General features: G+C 66.3%; 11 protein-coding genes. 6 read left to right on the forward strand and 5 right to left on the reverse strand.

Going from position 1 to position 13891, the window contains the following annotated elements; all coding sequences use genetic code 11:
* Positions 1–356 precede the first annotated feature (356 nt).
* The gene (gene dinB, locus HBF32_RS00855; protein ID WP_166697752.1) at positions 357–1544 is read left to right on the forward strand and encodes a DNA polymerase IV; all 1188 of its coding nucleotides are present in this window, start codon (positions 357–359) and stop codon (positions 1542–1544) included.
* A gap of 133 nt (positions 1545–1677) precedes the next feature.
* On the forward strand, positions 1678–2034 hold the full coding sequence (locus HBF32_RS00860) for a PilZ domain-containing protein (RefSeq protein WP_166700390.1): 357 nt from the start codon (positions 1678–1680) through the stop codon (positions 2032–2034).
* 111 nt (positions 2035–2145) lie between these two features.
* Here HBF32_RS00860 and HBF32_RS00865 read toward each other — a convergent pair whose 3' ends face one another.
* Positions 2146–3837: an AMP-binding protein gene (locus HBF32_RS00865; RefSeq protein WP_166697753.1), complete on the reverse strand. Its 1692-nt coding sequence runs from the start codon at positions 3835–3837 to the stop codon at positions 2146–2148.
* A gap of 126 nt (positions 3838–3963) precedes the next feature.
* Between HBF32_RS00865 and HBF32_RS00870 the strand changes: the two genes are divergently transcribed.
* Entirely contained in the window at positions 3964–4395 is a 432-nt protein-coding gene (locus tag HBF32_RS00870; protein ID WP_166697754.1) for a nuclear transport factor 2 family protein, read from the forward strand.
* 133 nt (positions 4396–4528) lie between these two features.
* On the opposite strand, the gene acnA is transcribed toward HBF32_RS00870, so the two are convergent.
* Positions 4529–7273 carry an aconitate hydratase AcnA gene (acnA, locus tag HBF32_RS00875; RefSeq protein WP_166697755.1) on the reverse strand — a complete coding sequence of 915 codons (2745 nt, stop codon included), beginning with the start codon at positions 7271–7273 and terminating at the stop codon, positions 4529–4531.
* A gap of 212 nt (positions 7274–7485) precedes the next feature.
* Here acnA and HBF32_RS00880 point away from each other — a divergent pair, with 212 nt between their 5' ends.
* Positions 7486–8427 (forward strand): LysR family transcriptional regulator, encoded by a 942-nt coding sequence (locus HBF32_RS00880; RefSeq protein ID WP_166697756.1) that lies wholly within the window; start codon positions 7486–7488, stop codon positions 8425–8427.
* Positions 8428–8530: 103 nt separating this feature from the next.
* Here the strand turns inward: HBF32_RS00880 and hflD are convergent, their stop codons facing one another.
* From hflD to HBF32_RS19170, 3 genes are all read right to left on the reverse strand, one after another.
* On the reverse strand, positions 8531–9157 hold the full coding sequence (hflD, locus tag HBF32_RS00885; protein ID WP_166697757.1) for a high frequency lysogenization protein HflD: 627 nt from the start codon (positions 9155–9157) through the stop codon (positions 8531–8533).
* Between the two features lie 139 nt (positions 9158–9296).
* A complete protein-coding gene (gene mnmA / locus HBF32_RS00890; protein WP_166697758.1) occupies positions 9297–10394 on the reverse strand; it encodes a tRNA 2-thiouridine(34) synthase MnmA in 1098 nt (365 codons plus the stop codon).
* Complete coding sequence (locus HBF32_RS19170; protein ID WP_166697759.1) at positions 10391–10879, reverse strand: NUDIX hydrolase; 489 nt, start codon at positions 10877–10879, stop codon at positions 10391–10393. The genes mnmA and HBF32_RS19170 overlap by 4 nt, the downstream gene beginning before the upstream one ends.
* Before the next feature lie 120 nt (positions 10880–10999).
* Between HBF32_RS19170 and clpS the strand changes: the two genes are divergently transcribed.
* Positions 11000–11332 (forward strand): ATP-dependent Clp protease adapter ClpS, encoded by a 333-nt coding sequence (clpS, locus tag HBF32_RS00900; RefSeq protein WP_166697760.1) that lies wholly within the window; start codon positions 11000–11002, stop codon positions 11330–11332.
* 78 nt (positions 11333–11410) lie between these two features.
* The gene (gene clpA / locus HBF32_RS00905) at positions 11411–13678 is read left to right on the forward strand and encodes an ATP-dependent Clp protease ATP-binding subunit ClpA (protein ID WP_166697761.1); all 2268 of its coding nucleotides are present in this window, start codon (positions 11411–11413) and stop codon (positions 13676–13678) included.
* Positions 13679–13891 lie beyond the last annotated feature (213 nt).

The raw sequence follows: 13891 nt of genomic DNA on the forward strand, positions 1-13891 counted from the left end.
CTGGGTTTTTTCGACCACCTGGACTGCGGTTGTCTCGTTAGTCATCGGCACACGTCAGAAGGGTCGCGGGAGCGACCGGTAGCGCAACAATCGATGCCGTCCGGCGGCTTTACCGCCACCTCGCCCGGCATGCCACGCGTCGTCGCCGACGAGCGATAGGCATGGCCGCTGGACACCCCAGGAGGGTCACCGTCTGTGAAGGAACGTCGGGAGCAGAGCGCGGCCGGTCCCGCGAACGGACCGGTGAGGGCGCGACGCCCGAATAAGTTCACCCGATTGCCATACAGGGTATCGCCTGTGCCGATCCAAGTCCAGCGGCGGCGCCGGGCGGCCGGGCCTTGCGGCACAATAGTCCCATGCACCCCGCCCAGCGCGCCATCATCCACGTCGACATGGACGCCTTCTACGCGTCCGTCGAGGAGCTGGACGACCCCTCCCTGGTGGGCAAGCCGGTGATCGTGGCCGGGCTGGGCCGCCGGGGCGTGGTGTCGACGGCGAACTACGAGGCGCGGAAATACGGGGTGCGCTCGGCCATGGCCACGTCCGAGGCGCGCCGGCGCTGCCCGGACGGGATGTATATCGTCCCGCGCCATGAGCGCTACCAGGCCATCTCGACCGTGGTCTTCGGTGTCTTCGCCGAGTTCACCCCGATGATCGAGGGCCTGTCGCTGGACGAGGCCTTCCTCGACGTCACCGCCAGCCTGAGATTGTTCTCATCGATCGAGGCGATCGGCCGCTGGATCAAGGGCGAGATCCGGTCACGCACCGGCCTCAATGCCTCGGTAGGCATGGCGCACAACAAGCTGCTCGCCAAGCTGGCCAGCGAACTGTCGAAACCGGACGGCTTCCTGCGCATTCCCCCCGACGAGGTCCGCGGGTACCTCGACCCGCTGCCGATCGGGCGCATGTGGACGGTGGGCAAGGTCGCCGAGGAGGCCCTGCACAAGGTGGGCATCCGCACCATCGGCGATCTCGTCCGCGCCGATGCCTGGCGCCTGAACAAGGCGGTAGGCGAACGCCACGCGGCCCAGCTGCGCGAACTGTGCCGGGGTGAGGACCGGCGGCCCGTGGTCACGGACGCGCCCGAGGTGTCCATCGGCGCGGAGTGGACGTTCGAATACGACCTCGAGGAACTCGCCATCGCCGAGGCGTGGCTGCTTCGCCAGTGCGAGCGGGTAGGGGCACGGGCAAGGACGCGGGGGGTGAGCGCCCGCACGGTGTCGGTGAAGCTGCGCGAGCCGCCGTTCACGACCCACAGCCGACAGGCCCAGTTGCCCGTGCCGGGCAATGCCACGCCGGAAATCTATGCCGTGGCACGACGCTTGCTTCAAATCTGGTGGAACCAGCACCCCCGGCCGAGACTGCGTCTGCTGGGGGTGACCCTGTCGGGTTTCGACGCCAGGCACGGCGACGAACAGCAGGACATGTTCGCCGCGCCGGTATCGGACAAGCAATCCGACGGTGTACAGGATCTCATCAACGGGCGCTTCGGCGCCGGGGCCCTGGTTCGGGCGGGTGTTCTGAAAACGCGCGGGAACGAGTGAGCGCTGCGGTATATGTATGCGTCATCCCGGCTGCGCTAATGTGTCCGTTTGTGACACGGAACGTAAGTGGACGAGGTGCGTCATGCCGATAACGACTGGCACGGACGAGGTATCGGGATGGGTGGAGAAGCTGATGTCGAACGATAAGGAAGACCCGCACCCGCGCTATCGCCACGCGCGGATGCGAGTGCAGACCGCGGTGCTCATGAGCCGTGGCGGCGAGGCGCACCCCACCGACCTGGTCGACATCTCGGCCACGGGCGCGCTCCTGCGCCGCCCGCTGGGCTGGCGCGGCGAGCCCGGCCAGACCTGGATCCTCGACATGATCTTCGGCCACGATCTGCACATCCACCTGGAGGCCTCGGTGGCGCGCGTATCGGCGCGGCAGATCGGCATGGAATACACGCTCATCCCGGAGGACAAGCAGGCCTCGCTATGGGAGCTGCTCGGCGGTTACGCCGATACGCTCGAGGCCTGGCAGGACGACTGAACCGCACCGACTGTAGGAGCCGCTATAGCGGCGAGAAGCCAACGGAGCGATGAAGCGGCGAGGCAGGTTCCCTCGCCGCTATAGCGGCTCCTACACAAGCCGCTTCGGCCTTCAGGTGCTGTGCTTCTTCCTCTTCTCCTCGTCGCGCAACTCGCGGCGGAGGATCTTGCCGACGTTGGTCTTCGGCAGGGCGTCGCGGAATTCGATCTGTTTCGGGCGCTTGTAGCCGGTGAGGTTTTCCCGGCAGTACGCCTTCAGGGCCTCGATCGTCAGCGACGGGTCCTTGCGGACCACGAAGAGCTTCACGATCTCCCCGGAGTGCTCGTCCTCCACGCCCACCGCCGCGACTTCGGCCACACCGGGATGGTGCATCACGACGTCCTCGATCTCGTTCGGGTACACGTTGAAACCGGAGACCAGGATCATGTCCTTCTTGCGGTCGACGATGAACGCCTGGCCGGTTTCGTCCATGCGGGCGATGTCGCCGGTGCGCAGCCAGCCGTCGGCATCCAGCACCTTCGCGGTTTCCTCCGGCTGGTTCCAGTAGCCCTTCATCACCTGCGGGCCGCGGATGCAAAGCTCGCCCGTTTCACCCAGGGGCAGCACCTTGCCGTCCTCGTCGCGGATCTGCGCGTCGGTGGCCGGGATCGGATAGCCGATGGAACCCGTGTAGTCCTTGATGTCCACGCGGTTGGCGAAGGCGACGGGGGAAGTCTCGGTAAGGCCGTAACCCTCGATGATCGGCTTGCCGGTCACCTTCTTCCAGCGCTCCGCGACGCTTCGCTGCAGGGCCATGCCGCCGGCCATCGTCAGGTGGAGCCGCGAGAAATCGACCTGGTCGAATCCCGGCGTGTTCAGCAGGCCGTTGAACAACGTGTTGACGCCGGTGATCGCGGTGAACGAGGTCTTCCGCAGTTCCTTGACGAAGCCGCGCATGTCGCGCGGATTGGTGATGAGGTGGTTCAGGCCGCCCAGGCTCGTGAAGATCAGCCCGTTCACGGTCAGCGAGAAGATGTGGTACAGCGGCAGCGCCGTGATGATCGTTTCCTCGCCCGGCGTGGCGTGGCCCGCCACCCAGGGGCGGGTCTGCAGCATGTTCGCGATCATGTTGCGATGGGTGAGCATGGCGCCCTTCGCCACGCCCGTGGTGCCGCCGGTGTACTGCAGGAAGGCGACGTCCTCGTGGGCGATCTCCACCGCCGGCATCGGATGTGCCTTGCCGCGCTCCAGCGCGTCGCGGAAGCGCACGGCCTTCGGCAGGTGGAAGGGGGGCACTTCCTTGCGCAGGGTCTTCACCACGAAGTTGATGATGTTGCCCTTCGGGAAGCCGATCATGTCGCCGACGGCGGTCGTGACGATGTGCTGCACTTTCGTGCCGTCCAGCGCCTGCTGGGCCGTGGCTGCGAAGTTGTCGAGGACCAGCAGCGCCTTCGCGCCCGAATCTTCCAGTTGGTGATGCAGTTCGCGCGCCGTGTACAGCGGATTCGTGTTCACTACGGTCAGGCCGAGGCGCAGGGCACCGAACAGTGCGATGGGGTACTGCAGCAGGTTCGGCAGCATGATCGCGAGGCGATCGCCCTTCTTCAGGCCGAGTTCGCCGGAGAGGTACCCGGCGAATGCCCTGGACAACTCGTCCAGGTCGCCGTAGGTGAGGACTTTGCCGAAATTCGCGAACGCAGGGCGGTTGCGAAATTTCTGAAAGGATTCATCGAGGAGGGCCGCTATGGAGCGGTATGCGTTGACGTCGATGTCGGCGGGAATGCCGGCCGGGTAGTGGTCAAGCCACGGACGCTCGATGCTCATGAATCGGACGGACTCCAGGAAGTGTGACGCATGCACGATTGTCGTGCGGTCGCGAGGCATTGGAGCATACGCGCGCGTATAGCGGCAAGCCGCATTGCAGCGGTATCCCGGCAGGAGGAAAGCACGATGGGAAAGGTGGGAAAGCTGATGCTGTGCCTTTTGCTCGCGAGCCTGTCCGCGTGCCGCCACGCGCCCGACGAGGATCGGGTGCGCGAGGCGATCGCGGCGATCGCGGAAGCGGCCGAGGCGGGAAAAGCGGGGGATACGGTAGAGGCGTTGACCGAGGACTTCGAGGGAAACGCGGGTGCGCTCGATCGGCGCGGGTTGGCCAATCTCGTCCGCCTGTACGCGTTGCGTGGACAGACGGTCCATGTGCTGATGGGCCCGACCGAGGTGACGCCACGTGGCGACCGCATGGTTGCGACCTTCACCGTGACGCTGACGGCCGGTGCGGGTGTACTTCCCGACAACGCCGGCGCTTACGAAGTGGAGACCGGCTGGCGGAAGGACGGTAGCGAGTGGCGTTGCTTTACCGCCACGTGGAAACGCGCCTTGTAGTCGCAGAGCCTTGTGGGAGCCGCTTCAGCGGCGATCCCGCGGCAGCGGGCAGTCTTGTCGCGAGCACCCATCGCCGCTGAAGCGGCTCCCACAAAAAACGCCCCGGTTTCCCGGGGCGTTCTTCAGAGCCTTGTCAGGCCGCCTTCGCCAGCTGGCGAAGCACGTACTGCAGGATGCCGCCATGGCGGAAGAACTCGCGCTCCTTCGGGGTCAGCAGCAGCACCTTCACGGTGAACGACTTGACCGAACCGTCCGGGCGCGTGGCCTTGACCGTCGCCGTCTTCGACTCGCCGCCGTTCAGGCCGGTGATGTCGAATACCTCGTCGCCCTTCAGGCCGAGCGTCTGCGCGTTCTCGCCGTCCTGGAACTGGCAGGGCAGGACGCCCATGCCGACCAGGTTGGAGCGGTGGATGCGCTCGAAGCTTTCGGCGATCACGGCCTTGACGCCCAGCAGCAGCGTGCCCTTGGCCGCCCAGTCGCGCGAGGAGCCGGTGCCGTATTCCTTGCCGGCCAGGACCACCAGCGGCGTGCCATCGGCCTTGTACTTCATGGCGGCATCGTAGATGGCCATCTGTTCGCCGGTCGGGATGTACTTGGTGTAGCCGCCTTCGACGCCGTCCAGCATCAGGTTCTTGATACGGATGTTGGCGAAGGTGCCGCGCACCATCACGTCGTCGTTGCCGCGACGCGAACCGTAGGAGTTGAAGTCCTTCGGTTCCACGCCCTTCGAGATCAGGAAGCGGCCCGCCGGGCTGTCCTTCTTGATGGAGCCGGCCGGCGAAATGTGGTCGGTGGTGATCGAGTCGCCGAAGATGCCCATGGCGCGGGCACCGTGGATGTCCTCGATGGTGCCGGCCTCGGCGGTCATGCCGTCGAAGTAGGGCGGGTTCTTGATGTACGTGGAATCGTCCCAGGCGTAGGTCTTGCCATCCGGCGAGGCGATCGCGTTCCAGCGGCTGTCGCCCTTGAAGACGTCGGCGTAGCTGTCCTTGAACATCTGCGGGCTGATCGCGCCGGCGATGGCGTCGGACACTTCCTGATTGCTCGGCCAGATGTCCTTCAGGTACACGGGCTTGCCATCGCTCCCCGTGGCGATCGGATCCTTCGTCAGGTCGATGTTCAGCGTGCCGGCCAGCGCATAGGCGACCACCAGCGGCGGCGAGGCCAGGTAGTTCATCTTCACTTCCGGATGCACGCGGCCTTCGAAGTTGCGGTTGCCCGAGAGCACGGACGCCACGGCGAGGTCGCCGTCGGCGATGCCCTTGCTGATCTCGGCCGGCAGCGGGCCGGAGTTGCCGATGCAGGTGGTGCAGCCATAGCCGACCACGAAGAAGTTCACCTTCTCCAGCTCTTCGAGCAGGCCGGTCTTCTTCAGGTACTCGGTGACGACGAGCGAGCCTGGGCCGAGCGAGGGCTTCACCCAGGGCTTGGAGGTAAGGCCACGCGCGGCGGCCTTCTTCGCCACCAGGCCGGCGGCGAGCATCACGGCCGGGTTGGAGGTGTTGGTGCACGAGGTGATCGCGGCGATCACCACCGAGCCGTCATTGAGGCGGAAGGACTTGCCGTCCTTCTCCACCAGCACGCCGTCGTCGTCGAGCTTGTTGCCTTCGTTGCCGACGGCCGTGCCGCCGCCTTCGTTGTTGAAGCGCGACACGTCGCCGTTCTTCGGCTTGCGGTTGGCGGTGAGCGGGCCCACGGCGTCGAGGAAGCTCTGCTGCACGCCTTCCAGCAGGACGCGGTCCTGCGGGCGCTTCGGACCGGCGAGCGAAGGACGCACGTCGGCGAGGTCCAGTTCGAGCACGGTAGTGAATTCCGGCTCCGGCGTGTTGATGTCGTGCCACAGGCCCTGGGCCTTGGCGTAGGTTTCGACCAGGGTGATGTGAGCCTCTTCGCGGCCGGACAGGCGCATGTAATTCAGCGCTTCCTGGTCGATCGGGAAGATGCCGCAGGTGGCGCCGTATTCGGGGGCCATGTTGGCGATAGTGGCGCGGTCGGCCAGCGGCAGGTTCTGCAGGCCGTTGCCGAAGAACTCGACGAACTTGCCCACGACACCGAGCTTGCGCAGCATCTGGGTGACGGTGAGGACGAGGTCGGTCGCGGTGACGCCCTCGGCCAGCTTGCCGGTGAGCCGGAAGCCCACGACCTGCGGGATCAGCATGGACGACGGCTGGCCGAGCATGGCCGCTTCGGCCTCGATGCCGCCCACGCCCCAGCCCAGTACACCGATGCCGTTGATCATGGTGGTGTGCGAGTCGGTACCGAACACGGTATCCGGATAGGCGAAGGACTCGCCGTCTACTTCATTGGTGAACACGACGCGGGCAAGGTTCTCCAGGTTCACCTGGTGGACGATGCCCGTGCGCGGCGGCACGACCTTGAAATTGTTGAAGGCCTTCTGGCCCCAGCGGAGGAACGAGTAACGCTCCTGGTTGCGCTCGAACTCGATGGCGACGTTCTGTTCCAGCGAGCTTTTCGAACCGAAGGCGTCCACCTGCACGGAGTGGTCGATGACCAGCTCGGCCGGCGCCAGCGGGTTGATCTTGTTCGGGTCGCCGCCGAGCTTCGCCACGGCATCGCGCATGGCGGCCAGGTCGACCACGCAGGGAACGCCGGTGAAGTCCTGCAGGACCACGCGCGCCGGCATGAAGGAGATCTCGGTGTCGGGCTCGGCCTTGGCGTCCCACTTGGCGACGGCCTCGATTTCCTTCGCCGTGACGTTCACGCCGTCTTCCTGGCGGAGGAGGTTCTCCAGCAGGATCTTCATCGAATAGGGGAGGCGCTTGATGTCGAAGCTGTTGCCGAACTTGGCCAGGCTCGCGATGGTGTGGCGCTTGCCGTTGACTTCGATACTGTCTCGGACCGAGAACGAGTCTTTCATGCTGTACTCCTGGCGTGGTTCTAAAGCTGGGGAGGCCGGACGGACCCTTGCGGGCCGCCAAAGGCGTCGATTATCGCGCAGTCTGCCGTTCGTGTGCGACCGCCATGGGGGTCTCTATGGCTAGAATGGCCGGTCGGCGGCTAAGGTCGCGCGAATCTTGGGCGCGAAAAGGATGAGGGTGGCGGTCCATGGGCGCAAACGCATTTGATGGCATGCAGCGTTCGATGATTTCGATGGCCCTGTCGTCGGTGTCCCTGCGCGACCTTGCGCTCGTCCAGGCGGTGGCGCGTGAAGGAAGCTTCAACAGCGCCGCCCGGGCCATGTACATCAGCCCCTCGGGTCTTTCCCACCAGGTACAGAAGGTCGAGCAGGCGCTTGGCGTTCCCCTTTTCGAGCGCGGCGGACGGCGTGTCGTACCCACGGCCAGCGGGCAGCGCCTGCTCGGCTATATAGAAGAGGTGCTCGCCTCGGCCGAGCATCTCGAGCACGCCGCGCGGGTGGGCGACGTCGCCTTCGGCGGGGAGCTGAGGCTCGGCGTGCCGTCGACCCTCGGGCCTTACCTGCTGCCGCATTTCATCGAGCCGTTTCCCCAGCGTTTTCCGGGGGCGCGGCTGACCATCTCGGAGGGCAAGCCCCGGGGCCTGCTGCGCCGGCTGCACGAAGGGGAGCTGGATGCCGTGCTGGCGCCGCCCGCGGCCACGGTCGCGGGGTTGGACGCCGTCCCGCTGTTCTTCGAGCCCTACGAGCTGATGTTCCATGCGGCGCATCCGCTGGCGGGGCGGGGGTCTGTGGCGCTCACCGAACTCGACGCGTCCGAGGCCACCCTGATGGCCGAGAGCCACGGCAATGGCGTATCGGACCTGGGTATGGCGGGATCGGCGCGGCCGGAACGCATCCAGGATCTCAGCATCGAGAGCCTCGCCACCCTGGTGGCCCTGCGCGGCGGTTACACGCTGGTGCCGATCCTGGCGCACGAGCGTCTGGGGTCGATTCCCAACGTGGTGATGGCCGCGGTGGAGGGCGCGCGGCCGGGGCGGCATATTTCGCTGTATTGGCGCAGCGCTACGCCGTGGCGCGAGGATCTCGCCGGCTTCGGCGAGTTGCTTCGGGCACTTGCGGAGAAAATCCCCGGCCTCGACGCCGCGGGCGTTTAACCGCGCTTTGTGTGGGAGCCGCTTCAGCGGCGATGGGTGCTCGCGGCGAGCTTGCCCGCTGCCGCGGGATCGCCGGCATAGTCGGCTCCCATAAGGAGGCGCGTCAGCCGCCGTCGTCCAGCGTCGATCCGGTCAGGAGGCCGCGGGCCAGCATCGCGCACTGCTTGCGCGAGATGAGCAATTGCCATTGGCGGCCGCCCAGCTGGTGCCACAGCACCGCGGAGCGCACCGACGCCAGCAGCGCCGCGCGCACCTTGTCCACATTGCCTTTCTGCTGCAGGTACGCCGGCGTGCCCGTGACCATCACGCGCGGCTTCAAGGTGGAAAGGGTGGAGGCGTAGAGCTCGGCGAGGCGCGCCGCGACGTTCGGATGACCGAGGCCGAAATGCTCCACCTGTCGCTGGGCGGACACGATGCCCTCGCGCAGCCGGTCGAGGAGGCCGCGATTGCGCGACAGCGAGCGTTCCAGGCGAAGCACGGTGATCGCCATGCGCATCACGGCGACGTCGCGCGTCTCGTCCTCGAACTGCGCCACCAGCGTGCGCAGTCCGCGTCGCACGCCGGACACGCCCCCGTAGACCGCCGCCACCGAATCGGCGTCGATGCGGAACACACTGGCGAGACTTGTCTCGAACGCCACCTCGTCGCAGCGGCCGTCGGTAGCCAGCTGCTGGGCAAGGGCGGCGCCCTGGAAAACGCCTGCCAGGGCGAGGACGCGTTCTTCGTTCATTCGTAGTGCCTGGAAGAAAATGGGGAATGCGTGCTTCGTGTAGGAGCCGCTATAGCGGCGAGAAGCCTACGGAGCCGTGAAGTGGTGAGGCGCGTCGTCCTCGCCGCTATAGCGGCTCCTACAAAGGTGGGCGATGTGTTCATGAAGGCAGGCCGCCGTAAGGCGCATCGGTGGCTGCGATCACCGCGCCGCCCAGGCAAACCTCGCCATCGTAGAGAACCACCGACTGGCCGGGTGTGACCGCGCGCTGGGATTCGTCGAAGACGACATGCAGCCTGTCGCCACGCACGTCGACCGCGCAGGCCTGGTCGGTCTGCCGGTAGCGCGTCTTCGCGGTGCAGCGGAAGGTGAGCGCGGGCGGCTCCCCGGCGACCCAGGTCGGATCGGTGGCTTCGAGGCGGGTCGACTGCAGCCAGCGGTTTTCGCCGCCCTGCGCGACGATCAGGGTGTTCGTGCCCACGTCTTTGCCGACGACATACCACGGCTCGTTCGGCGCATCGGTCCGGCCGCCGATGCCGAGGCCGTTGCGCTGACCCAGCGTGTAATACATCACGCCCTGGTGTTCGCCGATGCGACGTCCGTCGGGATCGACCATCGGACCGGGCCTGGCCGGCAGGTACTGGGCGAGGAATGCGCGGAAGTCGCGCTCGCCGATGAAGCAGATGCCGGTGGAGTCCTTCTTCGCGTGCGTGGGCAGGGCGGCCTCGCGGGCCATCTCGCGCACGCGCGGCTTCTCGATCTCGCCCACCGGGAAGAGGGTGGCGGACAGCGGCTCCTGGCCCAGCGCGTGGAGGAAGTAGCTCTGGTCCTTCGCCGTGTCGACCGCGCGCAGGAGCCGGTAGCGGCCTTCGTGGAAGTCCACCCGCGCATAGTGGCCCGTCGCGATCTTTTCCGCGCCGAGGGCGCGCGCGTGTTCCAGGAAGGTCTTGAACTTGATCTCGCGATTGCAGAGCACGTCCGGATTCGGCGTGCGGCCGGCCGCGTATTCGGCGAGGAAGTAGGCGAACACGCCGTCCCAGTACTCGCCCGCAAAATTTCGCGAATGGAAGGGGATGCCGAGGCGCCCGCACACGGCCAAGGCGTCCTTGCGGTCGTCGTCGGTGGTGCAGGGGCCGGAGCGGTCGTCTTCTTCCCAGTTCTGCATGAACATGCCCTCGACCTCGTGCCCGGCCTGCTGGAGCAGGAGGGCCGCGACCGAGGAATCCACGCCACCGGAAACGCCGAGGATCACTTTCACCGATGCGCACCCGGAAGCAGGCTGGTCACGGTGTCCAGCGGTAGCCGGCGCCCGTCCAGCCACGCGTCGATCGCGTCCAGCACGAGCGGCGTGCGCAGGCGCTCGCCGAGCGCCTCGATCTCGTCCCGGCGCAGCCACAGGGCGCGGTGGATCCCCTCGTCCAGTGGGCGCAAGGCGTCGTGCGAGAGCACGTGGCCGGCGAAGGCGAAGCGGAGCACCTGCTCGCCGTGTTCGTGACTGGTCCACTGCCAGACCCCGAGAAAGGCGTCCAGCGCCACGTGGTGGCCGGTTTCCTCGAGGGTCTCGCGGATCGCCGCGGCCTGCAGCGTCTCGCCCGGGTCGAGATGTCCGGCGGGCTGGTTGTAGGCGAGGCGGCCCAGGGCCTCTTCCTCGACCACGAGGAAGCGGTCGCCGCGCGCGATGACGCAGGCCACCGTGACCCTGGGGCACCACACGTTTCCGCTGGAGGGGGTTGTCTGCGACATCGGCTTAAGGAGATAGGGGCTCTGGAAAAAGGCCTATTGTGCCATTACCTGTGGTAACCGGCCCGAAAGCGGGCCGGATTCCGGTGTATAAACGAATCGCGTATCGAAGGCTCCGAATTAATGTCCCAAGAACACGAACACGACCAGGAAAGTGAGCGCGGGCATGGTCTCGCCGTCGAGACCTCCCGTCCGGAAACGGCCAGGCCGCCTCTGTTCCAGGTCGTCCTGCTGAACGACGATTTCACGCCGATGGATTTCGTGATCGAGGTGCTGCGCAGTTTCTTCGGCATGGACCAGGAGCGGGCGGTGCAGGTGATGCTCCATGTCCACACACGAGGTAAGGGCGTCTGCGGCGTTTTCACCCGGGAGGTGGCAGAAACCAAGGTGACTCAGGTCAACGAATACTCACGGTCTCATCAACACCCGCTCCTGTGCACTATGGAAAAGATGTAGCCGATCCCCCATCTGGAGTTCATGCGGCATTGACATGGGGCTGGTCCCCGCCGCCCACAGCTATCGGAGACGGTCCGTATGTTCAGCAAGGATCTCGAAGTCACCATTGGGCACTGCTACAAGCAGGCCCGCGAGCAGCGCCACGAATTCATGACCGTGGAGCACCTGTTGCTCGCCCTCACGGAAAACACGTCCGCCCTGGCCGCCCTGCGTGCCTGTGGGGTGGACCTGCCGCGCCTGGCGGCCGACCTGCAGCGGATCATCGCCGAGACGGTACCGGTGCTCCCGGCCGGCGACGAGCGCGACACCCAGCCCACCCTGGGCTTCCAGCGCGTGCTCCAGCGCGCCGTGTACCACGTGCAGTCCTCGGGCCGTAAGGAAGTCACCGGCGCCAACGTGCTGGTGGCCATTTTCGGCGAGAAGGACTCCCACGCCGTGTATTTCCTGCACCAGCAGGAAATCACCCGCCTGGACGTCGTCAACTACATCTCGCACGGCATCGCCAAGATCGGCGACGAGTCCGCCTCGGCGGCCCCGAATGCCGAGCGTGACGGCGAGGAGGGGGGCGAGGGCAAGGGCAACCCGCTCAGCGAATACGCCTCGAACCTGAACGAACTGGCCATCCAGGGCAAGATCGACCCCCTGATCGGCCGCCAGGACGAGGTGGAGCGCACCATCCAGGTGCTCTGCCGCCGCCGCAAGAACAACCCGCTCTACGTGGGCGAGGCGGGCGTGGGCAAGACGGCGCTGGCCGAAGGCCTCGCCAAGCGCATCGTGGAAGGCCAGGTACCGGAGGTGCTGGAAGACTGCACGATCTGGTCGCTGGACCTCGGCGCGCTGGTCGCGGGTACCAAGTACCGCGGCGACTTCGAGAAGCGCCTGAAGGCGGTCATCGCCCAGCTCAAGAAGCAGCCGAACGCCATCCTGTTCATCGACGAGATCCACACCATCATCGGCGCCGGTTCGGCGTCGGGCGGCACCATGGACGCCTCGAACCTGATCAAGCCCATGCTGGCGTCGGGCGAGTTGCGCTGCATCGGTTCCACCACGTTCCAGGAGTTCCGCGGCGTGTTCGAGAAGGACCGCGCCCTGGCTCGCCGTTTCCAGAAGATCGACGTGGTCGAGCCCACCGTGGCCGACTCCATCGAGATCCTGCGCGGCCTGAAGAGCCGGTTCGAGGAGCACCACTCGGTGGAGTACACCGGTGAGGCGCTGCGTGCCGCGGTGGACCTCTCGGTCAAGCACATCCCCGACCGCCTGCTGCCGGACAAGGCCATCGACGTGATCGACGAGGCCGGCGCCCGCCAGCGCCTGCTGCCGGAAGACGAGCGGACCGGCAAGGTGGACGTGCCCGAGATCGAGTACATCGTCGCCAAGATGGCGCGCATTCCCGCGAAGCAGGTGTCCGCGTCGGACCGCGACGTGCTGCGCAACCTCGAGCGTAACCTCAAGATGGTCGTCTTCGGCCAGGATGCCGCGATCGAGGCCCTGGCGTCGTCGATCAAGATGGCGCGCTCGGGACTGGGCGATCCGTCCAAGCCGATCGGCAGCTTCCTGCTCGCCGGCCCGACCGGTGTCGGCAAGACGGAAGTCACCCGCCAGCTCGCCATGCAGCTGGGCATCGAGATGGTCCGCTTCGACATGTCCGAGTACATGGAAGCGCACTCGGTCTCGCGCCTGGTCGGTGCGCCCCCGGGGTATGTCGGTTTCGACCAGGGCGGCCTGCTCACCGAGCAGATCACCAAGCATCCGCACTGCGTGCTGCTGCTGGACGAGATCGAGAAGGCCCATCCGGACGTCTACAACATCCTGCTCCAGGTCATGGACCGGGGCGTGTTGACGGACACGAATGGCCGCGAGGCGAACTTCAAGAACGTGATCATCGTGATGACCACGAACGCCGGCGCGCAGTTGGCGTCCCGTCGCGGTATCGGTTTCGTGAAGCAGAACCACTCGCTGGACGCGATGGAGACCATCCGCCGCATGTTCACGCCGGAATTCCGCAACCGCCTGGACGCGATCATCCAGTTCAATGCCCTGGACTTCGACCACATCCTGCGCGTGGTCGACAAGTTCCTGATCGAGCTGGAAGCCCAGCTGGCGGAGAAGAAGGTGAGCGTGGACGTGTCGCCGGAAGCCCGCCGCTGGCTGGCGGAGCACGGCTTCGACCCGCAGATGGGCGCTCGTCCGATGGCCCGCGTGATCCAGGACAAGGTGAAGCGCGCGCTGGCCGACGAACTCCTGTTCGGCAAGCTGGCCGACGGCGGGAAGGTCTCGCTTTCGGTCGAGGGCGACGAGCTGCACGTGGAAACGGAGTCGGCGGAGCCGGCGACGGCAGAGGCGTGAACCCCGGTGCGGGACCTGCGGGAGCCGGCTATGCCGGCGATCCCGCGGCAGCGGGCAAGGGTGCTGTAGGAGCCGCTACAGCGGCGAGAAGCCTACGGAGCGATGTAGCGGTGAGGCGGATTCCCTCGCCGCTATAGCGGCTACTGCACAAGCATCCCGCACAAAACAAAAAGCCGCGGCGCGTGCCGCGGCTTTTTTCGTTCCGAACGAAGT

It is taken from the genome of Luteibacter yeojuensis, from assembly GCF_011742875.1.
GTDB lineage: Bacteria > Pseudomonadota > Gammaproteobacteria > Xanthomonadales > Rhodanobacteraceae > Luteibacter > Luteibacter yeojuensis.